Origin of the sequence: Micromonospora orduensis (genome assembly GCF_006228125.1) — a bacterium.
Classification (GTDB): domain Bacteria; phylum Actinomycetota; class Actinomycetes; order Mycobacteriales; family Micromonosporaceae; genus Micromonospora; species Micromonospora orduensis.
On the sequence record NZ_VDFY01000249.1, the window covers coordinates 1 to 16,500 of the forward strand.

At 73.5% G+C, this 16,500-nt stretch carries 15 protein-coding genes and 3 pseudogenes; 8 read left to right on the top strand and 10 right to left on the bottom strand.

Annotated elements, in window-relative coordinates; translation table 11 throughout:
* From FHG89_RS27840 to FHG89_RS33990, 3 genes and pseudogenes are all read right to left on the bottom strand, one after another.
* Positions 1–235: pseudogene (locus tag FHG89_RS27840) on the bottom strand (hypothetical protein); the annotation flags it as partial.
* A 119-nt stretch (positions 236–354) separates the two neighbouring features.
* Positions 355–1,050, bottom strand: a complete 696-nt coding sequence (locus FHG89_RS33985) for a S1 family peptidase (RefSeq protein ID WP_244295927.1) — start codon at positions 1,048–1,050, stop codon at positions 355–357.
* Between the two features lie 18 nt (positions 1,051–1,068).
* A pseudogene (locus FHG89_RS33990) lies at positions 1,069–1,644 on the bottom strand (snapalysin family zinc-dependent metalloprotease); the annotation flags it as partial.
* A 137-nt stretch (positions 1,645–1,781) separates the two neighbouring features.
* Between FHG89_RS33990 and FHG89_RS27850 the strand changes: the two are divergent.
* From FHG89_RS27850 to FHG89_RS27880, 7 genes are all read left to right on the top strand, one after another.
* A complete protein-coding gene (locus FHG89_RS27850) occupies positions 1,782–2,351 on the top strand; it encodes an AMIN-like domain-containing (lipo)protein (RefSeq protein WP_139587377.1) in 570 nt (189 codons plus the stop codon).
* 89 nt (positions 2,352–2,440) lie between these two features.
* On the top strand, positions 2,441–3,121 hold the full coding sequence (locus tag FHG89_RS27855; RefSeq protein WP_139587378.1) for a response regulator transcription factor: 681 nt from the start codon (positions 2,441–2,443) through the stop codon (positions 3,119–3,121).
* 13 nt (positions 3,122–3,134) lie between these two features.
* Positions 3,135–4,592 carry a sensor histidine kinase gene (locus FHG89_RS27860; RefSeq protein WP_139587379.1) on the top strand — a complete coding sequence of 486 codons (1,458 nt, stop codon included), beginning with the start codon at positions 3,135–3,137 and terminating at the stop codon, positions 4,590–4,592.
* Positions 4,589–5,488 carry a Gmad2 immunoglobulin-like domain-containing protein gene (locus tag FHG89_RS27865; protein WP_244295919.1) on the top strand — a complete coding sequence of 300 codons (900 nt, stop codon included), beginning with the start codon at positions 4,589–4,591 and terminating at the stop codon, positions 5,486–5,488. Before FHG89_RS27860 ends, FHG89_RS27865 begins: the two co-directional genes overlap by 4 nt.
* Before the next feature lie 139 nt (positions 5,489–5,627).
* Positions 5,628–6,257 (top strand): TetR/AcrR family transcriptional regulator, encoded by a 630-nt coding sequence (locus tag FHG89_RS27870; protein ID WP_139587380.1) that lies wholly within the window; start codon positions 5,628–5,630, stop codon positions 6,255–6,257.
* A gap of 33 nt (positions 6,258–6,290) precedes the next feature.
* On the top strand, positions 6,291–7,784 hold the full coding sequence (locus FHG89_RS27875) for an MFS transporter (protein WP_139587381.1): 1,494 nt from the start codon (positions 6,291–6,293) through the stop codon (positions 7,782–7,784).
* A gap of 105 nt (positions 7,785–7,889) precedes the next feature.
* Positions 7,890–8,681, top strand: a complete 792-nt coding sequence (locus FHG89_RS27880) for a maleylpyruvate isomerase family mycothiol-dependent enzyme (protein WP_139587382.1) — start codon at positions 7,890–7,892, stop codon at positions 8,679–8,681.
* A gap of 42 nt (positions 8,682–8,723) precedes the next feature.
* On the opposite strand, the gene FHG89_RS27885 is transcribed toward FHG89_RS27880, so the two are convergent.
* From FHG89_RS27885 to FHG89_RS27900, 5 genes and pseudogenes are all read right to left on the bottom strand, one after another.
* On the bottom strand, positions 8,724–9,923 hold the full coding sequence (locus FHG89_RS27885; RefSeq protein WP_139587383.1) for an RtcB family protein: 1,200 nt from the start codon (positions 9,921–9,923) through the stop codon (positions 8,724–8,726).
* A gap of 504 nt (positions 9,924–10,427) precedes the next feature.
* Complete coding sequence (locus FHG89_RS34225) at positions 10,428–10,841, bottom strand: RICIN domain-containing protein (protein ID WP_280116092.1); 414 nt, start codon at positions 10,839–10,841, stop codon at positions 10,428–10,430.
* Between the two features lie 156 nt (positions 10,842–10,997).
* Positions 10,998–11,300 (bottom strand): annotated as a pseudogene (locus FHG89_RS34230) (ThuA domain-containing protein); the annotation flags it as partial.
* Between the two features lie 24 nt (positions 11,301–11,324).
* Positions 11,325–12,158 (bottom strand): M15 family metallopeptidase, encoded by an 834-nt coding sequence (locus tag FHG89_RS27895; protein WP_244295923.1) that lies wholly within the window; start codon positions 12,156–12,158, stop codon positions 11,325–11,327.
* Between the two features lie 39 nt (positions 12,159–12,197).
* The gene (locus FHG89_RS27900; RefSeq protein WP_139587384.1) at positions 12,198–13,166 is read right to left on the bottom strand and encodes an acetylxylan esterase; all 969 of its coding nucleotides are present in this window, start codon (positions 13,164–13,166) and stop codon (positions 12,198–12,200) included.
* Between the two features lie 231 nt (positions 13,167–13,397).
* Here FHG89_RS27900 and FHG89_RS27905 point away from each other — a divergent pair, with 231 nt between their 5' ends.
* The gene (locus FHG89_RS27905; RefSeq protein ID WP_139587385.1) at positions 13,398–14,435 is read left to right on the top strand and encodes a LacI family DNA-binding transcriptional regulator; all 1,038 of its coding nucleotides are present in this window, start codon (positions 13,398–13,400) and stop codon (positions 14,433–14,435) included.
* A 127-nt stretch (positions 14,436–14,562) separates the two neighbouring features.
* Here FHG89_RS27905 and FHG89_RS27910 read toward each other — a convergent pair whose 3' ends face one another.
* On the bottom strand, positions 14,563–15,399 hold the full coding sequence (locus FHG89_RS27910) for a peptidylprolyl isomerase (protein WP_244295925.1): 837 nt from the start codon (positions 15,397–15,399) through the stop codon (positions 14,563–14,565).
* A gap of 70 nt (positions 15,400–15,469) precedes the next feature.
* On the bottom strand, positions 15,470–16,500 hold a 1,031-nt coding region (locus FHG89_RS27915), incomplete at its 5' end, for a D-alanyl-D-alanine carboxypeptidase family protein (protein ID WP_341874277.1).

The following is a 16,500-nucleotide window of genomic DNA, read 5'->3' on the forward strand; positions in this document are numbered from 1 at the left end:
TGGCGGGTGAGGTGCTCGCGGGACTCGATCCTGCGGGGGCCGTCGGGGTGCTCGGCGTGGGGGCCACGGTGGGTGCCGACGTCGGGGACGTGCTCGGCGCCGCGCCGCCACCGAGCAGGTCGTCGACGATCTGCCCGACGCCCCCGAGAAGGTCGCCGATCGGCCCCGGGGTGGTCGACGGGGACGGCGCGGGCGCCAGGGCGAGGGTCAGCACGAGGGCGACGACAGCAGGCATGGTCCACCTCGGATGTGTCGATGTGCCAGGCACGCTACCGCAGAGCGGTCACGTGTGGGTGACACCTCGGCGTGGCGGTCGGGGACGCCCGCATCCCCGACCACCACGATCCACAGTGGTCAGGCCGGCAGGCCGCCGACCTGGGTCGAGATCCAGGACCGGATGGACGGCAGGTCCACGTAGATCGACGGGCCGGTGGCGCAGGTGGAGTTGTTGTTGCCGGCCCGACTGGTGGCGCCGATCAGGTTCCAGACCCCGTTGACCCGGCGCACCTGCGGGCCTCCGGAGTCGCCGTAGCAGGCGCCGGAGTTGCCGTTGGTGTTGTTGGTGCAGATCTCGTACGGGCCGTTGATGCCCGAGCACCGGCTGTCGGCCACGATGGACGTGTCCAGCTCGTTGGCGACAGTCGGGGCCGATCCGCAACCCCGGGGTGCGCAGGTCTGACCCCAGCCGATGATCCGGGTGGCGGTGCCGACCGCGCCGGAGGCGTTCGGGATCGGGGCCGGGGCGTACGCGACCGAGCTGGCCAGTTGCAGCAGCTTGACGTCGACGCTCGGGTGGTTGACCGCGCGGGTCACCGGGACCACCGTCCCGCCGCTGGTGCGGTTGGCGCTGCCCACCCGCACCGAGGACGGCGTGGAGCAGTGCCTGGCGGTGACCGCCCAGTTGGCCTTGATCAGCGTGCCGGTGCAGCCGGAGACGTACACCATGAACGGGTAGTTCTCGGTGGCCGGCCGACCGCCGACGACCAGCGGACCGATGTCTCCGGCCTCGTCCGTCCAGGTGTACGTCGTGCCGGCGGTGGACGCGGCCAGGGTGCCGGCGAACAGCGAGTTCACCCGGGACGCCTCGGTCGAGTTGGGGGTGGCGTTGCGGCAGGAGACCGGGGCGCTGCTGCCGGACATCAGGTCGGTGCAGAGGCCGGTGCGCCGGTCGGGCAGGCCGAGGATGTGGCCGATCTCGTGGGCGGCGATCCGGTTGCGGTCGTACCCCTGGTTGACGGCCGTGCGGCCCATCCAGATCCGGCCCGAGCCGAGGCCTGTCGGTTGCGCCCGGGGCCAGCCGTCGTCGACGTAGATGGTGATGCTGGCCGGGGTGCCGGCCAGGAGCCGGACGTTGCCGACCCGGCTGTTCCAGATCTGCGCCGCCTGGTCGACGTTGGTGCGGAACTCGCCGGTGCGGCTCGCGTCGTAGTAGACGGTCCGCACGGCGGCGGCCGGCGCGCCGGTGGCGAGCTGCACGCCGGCCGCCGCCAGCACGGCCACCAGCACGGCCTGGACCGCGCGCCTGAGTTGTCGTCGGTGCATCACGCACTCCCCTGGGTCGTCCGACGACCCGGGCCGTCGGTCATTGACGTACGTGAATGTTAAGACGACGACTGTCGATGTCCGGCATAGCGGAAGCGTCATACCGGCGCGGCCGCTTGCTGTTACCCAGCGGTTACGCCACGGCGAAGGTGCCGTGCCGGGGTCGGGCGAAGGTCAGCGCAGAGGGCCACCGGCAGCGCCGCCGCGACGTGGCCCCGAGAGCGGACGGAGGCACCACGATGAGGATCAGAAGCACACTTACCGCGCTGGCGGTCGTGCTCGCCGGGCTGGTCGCCGGCGCGGGCAGCGGCCACGCGGCGAGCACCACCACCGCGGCGCCGTACTGCGGGATCACCTGGGGCAGCACCGACCGGGAGGCCGGCGCGCTGAGCGGCGCCCCGCTGGTCGACGTACGGACCGGCCGGCACGACTGTTACGACCGGGTGGTGTTCGAGTTCGCCGGACCGGTCGACGGCTACTCGGTCGGCTACGGCGAGACGTGGACCGAGGGTGAGGGGCTGGCGCTGTCGCCGTACACCGCCGGGGGCGCGCTCCTGCGGGTGTCGCTGCGGGCGCCGGCGTACGACGAGGACCACCAGGGCACCGTGCCGTACGCGGTCGGCGCGCACGCCGCGAACCTGCTGCGCTACCCGACGCTGCGCGATGTCGTCTTCGGCGGCAGCTTCGAGGGCTACACGACCTTCGCGGTCGGCGTACGGGCCCGGCTGCCGTTCCGCGCGTTCGTGCTGGCCGGCCCCGGCACGCACAGCCGGATCGTCATCGACGTGGCGCACCGGTGGCAGGAGTGACAGGCGCGGTGTCGGGGGTCCGGCCGGGCCTCCGACACCGACCGTTCCGCCAGGGCCGTGGGCCTGGGCGGCGGGTCTACGCTCGGCTGGTGGAGGGCCGCGTGCTGGTGGTCGAGGACGATGCCTCCATCCGGGAGGTCACCGCCCTCGGTCTGCGCCGCGCCGGCTTCCGGGTCGACACCGCCGTCGACGGGCGGCACGCCCTGGTGGCGTGGCGGGCCAGACCGGTCGACGTGATCGTGCTCGACGTCATGCTGCCCGGCCTCGACGGGCTGGAGGTGTGCCGGGAGATCCGGCGTACCAGCCAGGTGCCGATCCTGATGCTCACCGCGCGCACCGACACCCTCGACGTGGTCGTGGGGCTGGAGTGCGGCGCGGACGACTACCTGCGCAAGCCCTTCGACCTGCCCGAGTTGGTGGCCCGGGTCCGTTCGGTGCTGCGCCGGGCGAGCGCTCCGGTCACGTCGAGCACCATCGAGGTCGGCAGCCTGGAGATCGACCCGGGTGGCTTCGCGGTGCGTCGGCACGGCCGCGAGGTGGCGCTGACGGCCACCGAGTTCCGCCTGCTGCTGGAGCTGGCCCGCCGACCCGGCCAGGTCTTCACCCGGGAGCTGCTGCTGGACCTGGTCTGGAACCACGGCTTCCTGGGCGACTCCCGGCTTGTCGACGTGGCGGTGCAGCGGTTACGCGCCAAGGTCGAGGACGACCCGGCGCACCCGAGGTTGGTGCAGACCGTGCGCGGCGCCGGCTACAAGCTGTCCACGGGTTGACGGGAGGTCGGCGATGGCCGGACGCGCGGTGTCCCCGGGCCGCCTGCGGCGCCGGCTGACGATCGCGTTCGTCCTGGTCGCCGGGGTCTCCGCCGGCCTGCTCGCCGGTGGGACCGGGCTCCTGCTGCGACAGTCCTGGTGGGACGCGTCGCTGCACCAGGCCGCCGCCGACGCGCGCTACCAGCTCGTCCTGGCCGGACAGTTCCTGCCGCTGACCGAGCAGCGCAGCACCGAGCTGCTCACCAGCTTCGAGGGCAGCGGGCGGCACGTGGTGCTCGTCGACGGCTCGACCCGGCCGTCGCACCCCGCGTACGCCCCGACGTTGGGCGGCCAGCTGCGGACGGCAGTCGCGGCCGGGCACCTGGGCTACCAGCGTTCCGCGCCGGCGCACCGCCCCCGCCTGCTGGTGGTCGGCGGTCGCATCCCCGGCTCGACCGCCGAGTTGTACGTGCTCACCGACGAGGACGACGTCGCCGCCGACCTCGATCAGCTGCGGACCGCGCTGCTGGCCGGCTGGGTGCTGGTGGTGCTGCTCGCCGCCGGGGTGGGGCACGCGCTGGCCCGCCGGACCCTGGAGCCGGTGGGTCGGGCCAGCCGGGCCGCGCGGGCGCTCACCGAGGGTCTGCTCGCCACCCGACTCCCGGTACGCGGGCGTGACGAGTTCAGCGACTGGGCGGCGTCGTTCAACGAGATGGCCGAGGCGCTGGAGTCGAAGATCGCCGCGCTGTCGGCGGCGCAGGCCCGGGAGCGGCGGTTCACCGCCGATGTCGCGCACGAGCTGCGTACCCCCGTGACCGCCCTGGTGGCGGCGGCCTCGCTGCTGGGCGAGCACCTGGACCGGCTGCCCGACGACGCCCGGCCGGCGGCGCGGCTGCTGGTCGGCGACGTGGTCCGGCTGCGCCGCCTGGTCGAGGACCTGATGGAGATCTCCCGGCTGGACGCCGGGCAGGAGCGGCCGAGTATCGAGCCGGTGGACGCGCCGACGCTGCTGCGCGGCATCGTCGCGGCGCGGGGCTGGACGCAGCGGGTGCTGGTCTCCGGCGACCCGGTCACGGTGCGCACCGACGCGCGCCGGCTGGAACGGGTGCTCGCCAACCTGGTCGCGAACGCGGTCGAGCACGGCGGCGGCGCGATCACCGCGACCGTGACCGGCGCGGGTCCGCTTGTCGTCTTCGAGGTCACCGACGAGGGGCCGGGTATCCCGGCGGAGCACCTGCCGCGCGTGTTCGACCGGTTCCACAAGGTCGACCCGTCACGCTCCGCGCCCGGCAGCGGGCTGGGCCTGGCGATCGCCCGCGAACACGCCACCCTGCTCGGCGGCGCGCTGAGCGTCCGCAGCGAACCGGACGCCGGCGCCCGGTTCCGGTTGGAGCTGCCCGCCCACGGGCCCCACGTCGGCGACTCCGCGCACCGGCCCGACGGCGACCGCAACGGGCACCCGGCCGGTACGGCTCCGGGTGGTGCGGGGTGAGCCGGCGTCGCGCGGCCGGGCTGACCGCGCCGGTACTCGTCGCCGCGCTGCTCGCGGGAGGGTGCGGGCCTCCGCGCTCCGGTGACCTCGGTCCGGCGCCCGTCGCGGGGCCGTCGAGTGCGCCACCCGTCCGGTCCCCGGACCCGACGCCCGTCCCGTCGCGTGAGCTGGCGCCGTCGTCCACCGGCGGCCCGGTGCGCCCGTCGGCGCCGGCCGGGACCGGCGCCCGGCAGCCGGCCACGGTGACAGTCGAGCTGTGGTTCGTCCGGTCCGGGCAGCTCGTGCCGACCCGGCGGACCCGGCCGGCCACAGTGGCGACGTCCCGGCTGGCGCTTACCGAACTTGCCGCCGGGCCGACGCCGGCGGAGACCGCCGCCGGGCTGACCACCCTGCTCCCGGCCGGTGTCGAGGTCACCCGGATCACCGACGGCGTGGCGGTGCTGCCGTCCGTCGCGTCCGTCGACGACCCGGCGGGGCGGCTGCGCGAGGCGCAGGTGGTGTGGACGCTCACCCAGTTCCCCACCGTGCGGCAGGTCCGCTTCGGCGACGGCACCCCGAGGGGCCGGGCCGACTACCCCGGCGTGCTGCCGCCGATCGTGGTCACCGCCCCCGGCGTCGGCGCCCGGGTCGGCGCCCCGCTCACCGTCACCGGCACCGCCGACGTGTTCGAGGCCACGGTCAGCGTCCGGGTGCTCGACGCCGCCGGCCGGGAGGTGGCCACCGGCTTCGGCACCGCCAGCTGCGGCAGCGGCTGCCGGGGCGCGTACCGCGTGGTGGTCGGCTGGCGCACGGTCCGGGAGCAGCGCGGGACCGTCGAGGTGTACGAGGTGTCCGCGCGCGACGGCACCCGGATCCACACGATGGCCGTGCCTGTGGTGCTCGCGCCCGGGGCCTGACCAGCGAGTTGATCTGCCCGACCGCAGAGAGAAACGTAATCGTTTCGTCCACCCCGTGCGACGCAGGTCATAAAACCCTGCACGAACGCTGACCAGAGCACTAAGGTCAGTACGACATCGTTTCGCGGGGGGTTCGGGGATGCTGGGTGGTCAGCAGGTGGGCGCGGGTGGCGGTGTGCCGGCGGCCCGGGGCGCACGGTGCTCCGACAGCGACCTGTTCACCGTGGTCATCGACCTGCTGCGGGAGGTCGGCTTCGACCGGATGACGATCGACGCCGTCGCCGCCCGCGCCCACGTCAGCAAGGCGACCATCTACCGGCGCTGGGACGGCAAGGCCGAGCTGGTCGTCGCCGCCCTGCGCGACCGCCACGTGGCCGTGCACAACCCGCCCGACACCGGTTCCCTGCGCGGCGACCTGATCGAGCTGCTGCGCGCCACGGCCGCGATCTGCGTGGCCGACTGCGACCTGATGCAGGCGCTGACGTTCGCCATGCGCACCAATCCCGAGCTGGAACGCCTGGTCCGCCACCAGGTGCTGCCCGCCGGGCGGGTGGCCAGCACCGCCATCCTGGTCCGTGCCGCCGCCCGTGGGGAGATCCCTCCCGAGGCCGGCGAGCGGGAGCTGTTCCACGACCTGGCGCCCGCGCTCACCTTGTCCCGGATCGTCGCGCACGGCCTGCCCGCCGATGACGCGTTCCTCACCCAGGTCGTCGACCAGGTGCTGATCCCGGTACTCCGCTACCACGCCGATCGCCCGTCCCGGGCCTGATCCGTCGATATCCGCACCACGAGAGGCTTCACCATGCCCGGAACCACCTCGACCGCCCCCGGCGCGCCCAGCGCCGGGACGTCGACAGGCCCGCCGCACCCGCGGCGCTGGATCGCGCTGGCGGTCATCGCGATCTCGCAGCTGATGGTGGTCCTCGACGCCACCATCGTGAACATCGCCCTGCCGCAGGCCCAGGCCGACCTGGGCATCACCGACGCGAACCGGCAGTGGGTGATCACCGCGTACACGCTGGCCTTCGGCGGCCTGCTGCTGCTCGGTGGTCGGATCGCCGACTACTGGGGCCGCAAGCGCACGTTCATCGTCGGCATGACCGGATTCGCGCTGGCCTCCGCGCTGGGCGGTCTGGCCACCACCGGCGGGATGCTCTTCGCCGCCCGCGCGTTGCAGGGCGCCTTCGGCGCGCTGCTCGCCCCGGCGGCGCTCGCCCTGCTCACGGTCCTGTTCACCGAGGCCACCGAGCGGGCCAAGGCCTTCGCGGTGTACGGCGCCATCGCCGGCGGCGGGTCGGCGGTCGGCCTGCTGCTCGGCGGGGTGCTCACCGAGTACGCCGACTGGCGTTGGTGCCTGCTCGTCAACATCCCGGTGGCCGCCCTCGCCATCGCCTTCGCGCTCCCGCTGGTCCCCGAGAGCCGGGCGCACGGCAACACCCGCTACGACGTGCCCGGCGCGATCGTGGTGACCGCCGGCCTGGTCTCCCTGGTGTACGGCTTCACCAAGGCCGCCGAGGACGGTTGGGACGCCACCGCGACGCTCGGTTTCATCGCCGCCGGCGTGCTGCTCCTCGCCGCCTTCGTGGTCATCGAGCTGCGCTCGAACCACCCGCTGCTGCCGCTGCGGATCATCCTGGACCGCAACCGGGGTGGCGCGTACCTCGCCTCGACGCTGATCGGCGCCGGTCTGTTCGGGGCGTTCCTCTTCCTCACCTTCTACTTCCAGGTGGTGTTGCAGTACAAGCCCCTCGAGGCGGGGCTCGCGTCGCTGCCGGTCACCGCGGGCGTGCTGATCGCGGCGGGCGGCGCCAGCCAGCTGATGCCGAAGGTGGGCGCCAAGCCGCTGATGGTCGGCGGCGCCGTGCTCGCCGCCGTGGCCATGCTGACGCTCACCCAGATCGACGTGGACACCTCGTTCCTCACCCTCCTGCTGCCCGCCCAGGTCATCCTCGGCATGGGCCTCGGCTTCACCTTCGTGCCGCTGTCCAGCCTCGCCCTCGTCGGAGTGCCCGAGCACGACGCCGGCGCGGCAAGCGCGACGCTGAACGCCACCCAGCAGATCGGTGGCTCGCTGGGCACCGCGCTGCTGAACACCATGTACACCAGCGCGGTCGCCGCGTACCTGGTCGGTCGGGTGCCGAACCCGGTCAACCAGATCGAGGCGCTGGTGCACGGCTACCGGGTGGCGTTCGCCTGGGGTGCGGCCCTGATCGTGCTCGCCGGGCTGGTCACGCTGGTCCTGGTCAAGGTGCGCAAGGAAGACATCCCGACCGGCAACACCGTGCACATGGGCTGAGCCGAGCGCCGTCGCCGGCCGGACCGCCCTCGCCGGGGGTGGGCCGGCCGGCGACGCCGTCCGGTAGCGTCCCGATCACCGTCGAACGTCCGTTTGAGGAGACCTATGTCCACCCCTGCCGACCAGATCATCACCGCTCTGCGCACGGGCCACGAGGAGCTCGCCGCGCTCGTCCGGGACCTCAAGGAAGACGACCTGCTCCGACCGTCGGGTGCCAGCGAGTGGCAGGTGTCGCAGGTGCTCAGTCACCTGGGCAGCGGCGCGGAGATCACCCTGGCGGCCCTGGACGCCGCCCGTACCGGCGCGCCCGGCCTGGACGGTGACTTCAACCGGGGCGTCTGGGCACGCTGGGACGCCATGGCGCCGGCCGAGCACGCCGCCGGGTTCCTCGCCGCCAACCAGCGGCTCGTCGAGGCGTACGAGGCGTTGGACGCCGAGACCCGCGCGACGCTGCGGATCGACCTCGGGTTCCTGCCCGAACCCGTGGACCTGGCCACCGCGGGCCGGTTCCGGCTCAGCGAGTTCGCCCTGCACCAGTGGGACGTCGAGGTGGCGTTCAACCCGTTCGCGGCGGTCACGCCGGAGGCGACGTCGCTGCTGCTCGACCAGGTCGGCGGGATGCTGGCCTGGACCAGCCGGCCGCAGGAGCTGGCCGGCCGGGAGGCCGCCCTGGTGCTGCGCCTGAGCGAGCCGGAGCGGACGTACGGGCTGCGGCTGGGCGAGACGGTCGCGCTTGTCGACGCGCCGGAGCAGCCCGACGGTGAGCTGAGCGCCCCGGCCGAGGCGTGGCTGCGGCTGGCCACCGGGCGGCTCGGTCCCCAGCACACCCCGGACGGGGTGCGGGTGACCGGGCCGGTGACCCTGGACGACCTGCGCCGCGTCTTCGCCGGGTTCTGATCGACAGCCGTGCGGGCCGGTCGACCCGGCCCGCACGGCACGTCAGCCCTTCACGCAGACCACCTGCTTGAGGTGCGCGACCACCTCCACCAGGTCCTCCTGCTGGGCCATCACCTCGGTGATGTCCTTGTACGCGCCGGGGATCTCGTCGACCACCCCGGCGTCCTTGCGGCACTCCACACCGGCGGTCTGCGCGGCCAGGTCGTCGGTGCTGAACGTCCGCTTGGCCTGCGCCCGCGACATCCGCCGGCCGGCCCCGTGCGAGGCCGAGCAGTACGCGTCGGCGTTCCCCCGGCCCCGCACGATGTACGACCCGGTGCCCATCGACCCGGGGATGATGCCCAGGTCGCCCCGGCCGGCCCGGATCGCGCCCTTGCGGGTGACCAGCACCTCCACCCCGTCGTAGCTCTCCTCGGAGACGTAGTTGTGGTGGCAGGAGATGGGCTCGTCGTAGCCGACCTGCGGGAAGTGCTCACGCACCACGCCGCAGAGCAGGGCCAGCATGACGGCCCGGTTGCGCCGCGCGTACTCCTGCGCCCACCACAGGTCCCGCCGGTAGGCGTCCATCTCCGGCGTGCCGGCGAGGAACACCGCCAGGTCCCGGTCCGGCAGGTCGGCGTTGTGCGGCAGGCCCCGGGCCACCCCGATGTGCCGTTCGGCCAGCTCCTTGCCGATGTTGCGGGAGCCGGAGTGCAGCATCAGCCAGACCCGGCCCTCGTCGGCGCCGCCCTGCTCGAGGCAGACCTCGATGAAGTGGTTGCCCCCGCCGAGCGTGCCGAGCTGGCGCCGCGCCCGCGTCTCCAGCTGCGCGACCCGCCGGTCCAGGCCGGCGAACCGACCCCAGAAGTCGTCCCAGCCGGCCTGCTCCAGACCGCGGATCCGACGCGGGTCGACCGAGTCCTGCCGCTGGGCGAAACCGACCGGGATGGTGGCCTCGATCGCCGAGCGCAGCGCGGCCAGGTCGTCCGGCAGGTCGGCGGCGGTCAGCGAGGTACGCATCGCCGACATCCCGCAGCCGATGTCGACGCCGACGGTGGCCGGCGAGACGGCCTGCCGCATGGCGATGACCGAACCGACTGTGGCGCCCTTGCCGAAGTGCACGTCCGGCATGACGGCGACGCCCTGCACCCAGGGCAGCGCGCCGATGTTGCGCAGCTGCTTGGCGGCCTGCGGTTCGATGGGGTACGGGTCGGTCCAGACCCGGACCGGTGCCCGGGTGCCGGCGAGCGGGGTGAATCCCATGGTGGTCTCCTTCGGTCGTGCCGTGACCGTTATCGATCATGCGCCGGCCGGCGGCGGCACGGCGGCGGTGCGTGGATACGAAAGGGCCGCCCGATCCCGGTGGGATGGGCGGCCGGCGGACGCGTCAGCGTCGGCGTCAGTCGCGCCACCCCGGGTAGCCGGCGGGGAGCAACAGCCACGCGGCATCGGTGCGGACGGCTCGCGACACGGCGTACTCCCCTCGGGTCTGCTCGGTTGACCTTGCCCCGACGACAGTAGGAGCGCGGCGGCGCGTCCGCAATGGATATTGCCGCTACCGGCCGTCGGGCCCGGGCGGGGCGCTCATATCGATGAACTACGCGATCCTGACGATTCTTCCGCACCCGGCGCCCGGCGGGACCACACGCCGGAGAGCGCTATACCTCAGAGTCATATTCATACCCCAGAGTCATACCGCTCCCGGTGAAACCGGCCGCCCGGGCCGCCTCCGCCTGATCAGCGAAGGCGGCTCGGTGTCGGGGCCACCTACGCCTGCGGTACCAGCCGGAAGGACTGCGCCGCGGTGCCGTTGCAGGTGTACTGGATGAGCTGGACGCTGTCCGCGGTGGAGGCCGCCGGCACGTCGAGGCACTTGCCGCTGTTGCGGTTGACCAGCCGGTAGTAGCCGCCGCCCTCGGATTCGGCCCGCCACTGCTGGTTGTTGCCGCCGCTGTAGGACCAGGGCTGGATGGGCGCCGAGTCGGCGGTGGACCGGTCGGTCACGTCGAGCACCTGTGCGCTGGTGGTGCGGTTGTTGACCCGCAGGTAGCCGCCGCTGGTCGACACGAACTGGTACTGCTGGGCGGCGCTGCCGTTGCAGGCGTACTGCTGGATGGCGGTGCCGTTCGCGCTGCCGGCGGCCCGCGCGTCCACGCACTTGCCGCTGCCCCGGTTGACCACGGTGTGCCAGGCGGTCGCCGAGATGGGGCCGTCGCTCGGCGGGGGCGTGGTCGGGGGAACGGTGCTGGCGCCGGCGAGCCAGTGCAGCCCGTCGATCAGCAGCCGGTTCTGCTGTTCACTGTCGAACGTCGAGGACAGCCCGGTGTTGGTGCTGTAGTTAATCGCGTTGTGGCCGAAGTTGGCGTAGAGCATCTTGTACTGCCTGTTGCTCCAGACCAGCGGGTAGTAGCCGCCGTACCAGGACTGGTTGGGGTCGGTGCCGACCGGGAAGCTGGACGGGTCGACCGAGGCGAGGATGTCGATGGTGGCGTTCTGCCGCAGGTCGTTGCTCCAGGAGTACCACTCGCTGATCGACGATCCGAACGTCGCCGGGAGGTTCCGGGTGGCGGCGTGGGTGCGGTTGTCGGCGCGCATGGTGACCCGGGTCGGCCCCCAGGTGTTGGTCTGGAACGAGCCGGTGCCGAGGAAGGTGTTGTATGACGCTCAGCCGACCGACGAGCGGGCGACCGGCGCGGCGAAGAACGTGTCCGGGTACGGCTCGTCGCGCAGGCTGTAGTGCCACCACTCGCGGTCGTAGTTCACGAACCCGGCGTCGGTCATCAGCCGCCGCAGCAACTGGCGGTTGTCCCGGGTCGTGCCGGCGACGCGGGGGTCGTCGGTGTGCGACCGGGGGTCGAAGCAGTCGAACCCCGTACCCATGTCGATGCTGTTGTCTCCGAAGCGCTGCCCACGTGGCGCGGTGCAGGCGACAAGCGGCTGCCCCGCCCGGTACGGGGGTTGACTGGCGGCGGGCTCGTCGACCAGGGTCAGGTCGATGGTGCTGCCCCGGCTGTGGGCCGTCGGCGTCCCGAGGTAGCCGTCGGCGAAGAGCCGGTCCTTGGCCACGTCCGGGTAGAACTCGGCCTTGGTCTGCTGCTCGCCGGGGCGCTTCGACCAGGCGACGAAGTCGTCCACTGCCGGCTGCGGGCGGTAGCAGTCGTACACCTTGAGGCTGTGCCCGCCGGCCAGCGCGGCGTCCTGCACGCGGCGCAACGCCTCGGCCGCCTGCCGGGTGAGCAGGCACAGCGGCTCGGGGTAGCCGGCGATCGGCCGGCCGACGAAGTTGTGCGCGCTGGCGTACCGGATGTCGGTTCGGATGCGCCTGTCGACGTCGGTCAGGACCACGAACCCGGGCAGCCGCTCGGCGGGCGTTGGCGTGGGGCTCGGACTCACCACCGGAGTCGGCGGCGGCACGCCCGGCGCGGGGCGGGGCTCGGACCGCGAGCAGCCGCCGAGCAGCGCGGCGAGCGCGAGCAGGACGCCGAGGCGAGGACGCACCCGTCCTGTCTATCAGCCCTGGTCAGGCCCCGCGCCCGATCAACCGTCGAGCAGGTGCTCGCGCAGGAAGCGCAGCGCCGCCTCGTCGTCGTCGATGCCGCCGCCCTCGTGACCGTTGTACCGCCACACCGACAGCTCGGTCGGCCCGGCGTGGGCGTTGACGGCCGCGTACACCGTCGACGGCGGCACGATGTCGTCCATCAGCGCCACCGAGAACCGCGTCGGCCGGTGGCAGCGCCGCGCGAAGTTGACCCCGTCGACGTACGACAGGGTGGTGAGTACCCGCTCCTCGGCGTCGCGATGGATGGCCAGGTAGTCGCGGATCTCCCGGTACGGTCGGGCGTCGGTGACCACCACGGCGCGCGGGATGTCGCAGAGGAACGGCACGAACGCGACCACCGCCCGCAGGCCGGGGGCCAGCGCACCGGACGCCAGGGCCAGACCACCGCCCTGGCTGTGCCCGAGCACCGCCACCCGGGTCGGGTCGACCACCGGCAGGGTCCGGACGGCGTCCACCGCCCGCACGGCGTCGGTGATCAGCCGGCGGTAGTAGTAGGTGCGCGGGTCGGCGATGCCCCGGGTCGTCACCCCGGGCGCCTCCGGGCCGGCGGCGCCCGGGTCCGGAGTGTCGCCCCGGCTCCAGCCCGATCCCTGCCCCCGGGTGTCCATCTGCAGGTGGACGAACCCGGCCGCCGCCCAGAGCAGGTTCTCCATCGGGTGCCCGCGTCCACCGCCGTAGCCGGCGTACTGCACGACGGTCGGCAGCGCGGTCCCGGCCCCGCGCGGCACCCGCAGCCAGGCCCGCACCGGCTGGCCGGCGAAGCCCGCGAAGGTCACATCGAGGACGTCGATGCCGGCCAGCCCGGTCTCCACCGGCTCGGCCCGCACGGGCCAGCCGGCGTCGCGCGCCTCGGTGAGCGTCGCGGCCCAGAACTGGTCGAAGTCTCCCGGGTCCCGGACCGCGCTGCGGTAACCGCGCAACTGATCCTCGGGAAGGTCCGTGTACACGTGACGTCCTCTCGACGCTGCGTCGAACAGCCGCCCGGCGGCCCGGTACGGCGAAAGGTGCCCGAAAAATGTCCGGAAACCTTCCGCAACTCCGGGAACGCTAGAACCGACCTGACATGTCGTCAACCCCCGTCGGTGAGGCAAGATGGCGCGAGGAACGGTGCACGCCGTTCCGGCACACACGGCGGCGACGGCTCTGCGGTCGCCTCCGGACCGGTGAAGGAGACGCGGGTGGGCGCGGACGACGGACGCAGGGTGACCATCACCGCGATCGCACGGGAGGCGGGCGTGTCGGTGCCGACCGTCTCGCGGGTGCTCAACGGACGCTCCGATGTGGCCCCGGACACCCGGGAACGGGTCGAGGAGCTGCTGCGCCACCACGGTTACCGGCGGCGCAGCAGCCGCAGCGTCCGCCGTGCCGGCCTCGTCGACCTGGTCTTCAACGACCTGGACAGCCCCTGGGCCGTGGAAATCATCAGGGGTGTGGAGGACGTCGGGCACGGCGCCGGCGTCGGCACCGTGGTCTCCGCGATCCACCGGCAGCCGACCGCCGCCCGGCAGTGGTTGCAGAACCTGCGCACCCGGGCCACCGACGGCGTCATCTTCGTGACCTCGCACCTGAGCCCACCGCTGCACGCGCAGCTGCGCCGCCTCAACGTGCCGGTGGTGGTCGTCGACCCGGCCGGCGTACCCGCCATGGACGTGCCGACGATCGGCGCCACGAACTGGTCCGGCGGGCTCGCCGCGACCGAGCACCTGCTCTCGATCGGGCACCGGCGCATCGGGTTCGTGGCCGGGCCGACGCACCTGTTGTGCAGCCGGGCCCGCCTCGACGGTTACCGGGCCGGGCTGGAGGCGGCGGGCATCCCGATCGACGACAAGCTGATCTACCCGGGCGACTTCTACCACGCCTCCGGGTTCTCCGGCGGAACGGCGCTGCTCGACCTCGCCGACCCGCCGACCGGCATCTTCGCGGCCAGCGACCAGATGGCCTTCGGCGTCTACGAGGCCATCCGGCGGCGCGGGCTGCGGGTCCCCGACGACGTCAGCGTGGTCGGCTTCGACGACCTGCCGGAGGCGCGATGGGCGTCCCCGCCGCTGACCACCGTGCGTCAACCGCTTGTTGAGATGGGCCGGCTGGCGGCACGGACCGTGCTGCGGCTGTCCCAGGGCGAGGGGATCGACTCGCCGCGGGTCGAGCTGGCCACCGAGCTGGTCGTACGGGACAGCACCGCCGCGCCGCCGACCGGGTCGCCCGCCTCGTCGTGACGGGTGGAACCGTCTCGGACGCTGGTCACGTCGTTCCCGATCGGCTGCCGAAAATTCCGCCGGCCGGCAGCGCTGTGGATCATCGATGGCGCGGTGGGCGGCCCGGGCCGCCCACCGCGCCAGTCGCTCAGTGGTGGTGGTGCGAGCGGACGGCCCTGCGGATGTCCACCGGCAACGCCGGCGCCCCGTCGACCGGGGCCGGATCCTCGGCCGTCGGCGCCACTCCCCCGGCGGCGATCCGGTCCAGCGTGGCCAGCCCCGCCGCGTCGACCTCGCCGAAGATCGTGTAGTTCGGTCGCAGCGCCGAGTTGGCGTACACCAGGAAGAACTGGCTGCCGTTGGTGTCCGGCCCGGCGTTGGCCATGGCCAGCACGCCCCGGGCGTAGACCCGACGTTCCCCGGTCGGGTCGGTGGGCGCCGGCGGCAGGTCGGTCGGCAGCTCGTCGCGGTACCGGTAGCCCGGGCCGCCCTCGCCCGTACCGGACGGGTCGCCGCACTGCAGGACGCTCAGCGTCGGGTACGCGGTGAGCCGGTGACACGGGGTCCGGTCGTAGAAGCGCTTGCCCACCAGGTGCAGGAAGCTCTGCACGGTGCACGGGGCGGCCGCCCGGTCCAGGGTCAACCCGATCGGTCCGTGGTTGGTCACCAGGGTCACCCGGACGCTGCCCCGGGCCGGCGTACGCCGCGGGTCCGGGGGCAGCGGCACCGGACGGGCCGCCGGCTCGTCGGGCGTCTCGGTGTACGCGCACGGGCCGTGGGTGGTGCGCGGCGGACGGGTGGCGGCGTCGGTGGCGGACGCGGTCGCCGTGTCGGCCGGCGCGGCGGCGGACGCCACGGGCGCCGCCACGGCGACGCCGGCGACAAGCGTTCCGGCGAGCAGCGTCACCCCCGCGAGGCGGGTCAGCGCGCGCACCGGCCGGCGGGGTGCCGCCACCCCGGGACGCGGTTCGAGTTCACTCGGCACAGGGATCCTCCTGGACTCGTGGTGCCAGAAAGACCGGAGTCTATGGATGTCGTGGCCGGTTGTCGATGCGTCAGGGCAGCCGACGGCGGCGGCGCCACAGCAGCCCGCCCAGCAGCACCAGCACCCCGGCGCCGCTGATCACGGTCACCGACCAGAGCCACCCCGAACCGGAGTGCGCGGGTCCGCTCGCCGCCGCCGGCCGCGGCCCGCCCGGCGCCGCCAGGGCGGGCGCCGCCGACGGGGTGGCGGTCAGCTCCCCGGGCTCGACGAGCCGACCGACGCTCGCGTCGCGGGGCACCGTGAACCCCCAGTCCAGCAGCGACACGCCCTGCTCCCAGCCGCGTTTCGGCGCCGACTCGGCACCCAGCAGGGTCACCACCAGCCGCCGGCCGCCGCGTTCGGCCGCGCCGACGTAGGTGTGCCGGGCCAGGTCCGTGAAGCCGGTCTTGCCGCCGAGCGCACCCGGGTAGCGGTAGATGAGCTGGTTCTCGTTCTGGATCAGGAAACCCTTGGTCCGCTGCGCCGGCTGGGCCGGGATCGGGGCCTGTTCGGTGAGCGCGTACCGCCGGAACGTCGGCTGGGCGAAGCAGGCCCGGGCGATCAGCGCCAGGTCGTACGCGCTGGTGAACTGCCCCTTGCCGTCGAGCCCGGACGGGGTGACGGCGTGCGTCTGGAGCGCGCCGAGCCGGTGCGCCTCGTCGTTCATGGCGCGTACGCCGTCGGCCGCGCGGTCCGTTCCGCTGCCCAGCCGGGCCAGCGCGTTCGCGGCCTCGTTGCCGGAGTTGAGCAGCAGCCCGAGCCAGATGGTCTCGATGGTGTACCGGCCGCCCGCGACGAGGCCGACAGCGGAGGAGCCGGGCTCGATGTTCATGTCCTCGTCGGTGACGGTGACCGTCTGCTTCGGGTCCAGGCGGGGCATCATCGTGGCCGCCAGCAGGAGCTTCTGCACGCTGGCCGGGGTGCCGTACTGGTGCGGGCCGCACCCTCCGAGCACCCGACCGGTGTCCAGGTCGGCGACCAGCCAGGAGGTGGCGCTGACCGCCGGTGGCGCACCGGCGCCGGCCGGCACGACGACCTGCTTGCCCCGCTCCAACAGGCACA

Bases quoted from the DNA above. Each gene is read 5' to 3' on its own strand.
- FHG89_RS27850 (WP_139587377.1), top strand. From the start codon at position 1,782: ATGAGGATCAGAAGCACACTTACCGCGCTGGCGGTCGTGCTCGCCGGG.
- FHG89_RS27860 (WP_139587379.1), top strand. From the start codon at position 3,135: ATGGCCGGACGCGCGGTGTCCCCGGGCCGCCTGCGGCGCCGGCTGACG.
- FHG89_RS27870 (WP_139587380.1), top strand. From the start codon at position 5,628: ATGCTGGGTGGTCAGCAGGTGGGCGCGGGTGGCGGTGTGCCGGCGGCC.
- FHG89_RS27875 (WP_139587381.1), top strand. From the start codon at position 6,291: ATGCCCGGAACCACCTCGACCGCCCCCGGCGCGCCCAGCGCCGGGACG.
- FHG89_RS27880 (WP_139587382.1), top strand. From the start codon at position 7,890: ATGTCCACCCCTGCCGACCAGATCATCACCGCTCTGCGCACGGGCCAC.
- FHG89_RS27885 (WP_139587383.1), bottom strand. From the start codon at position 9,923: ATGGGATTCACCCCGCTCGCCGGCACCCGGGCACCGGTCCGGGTCTGG.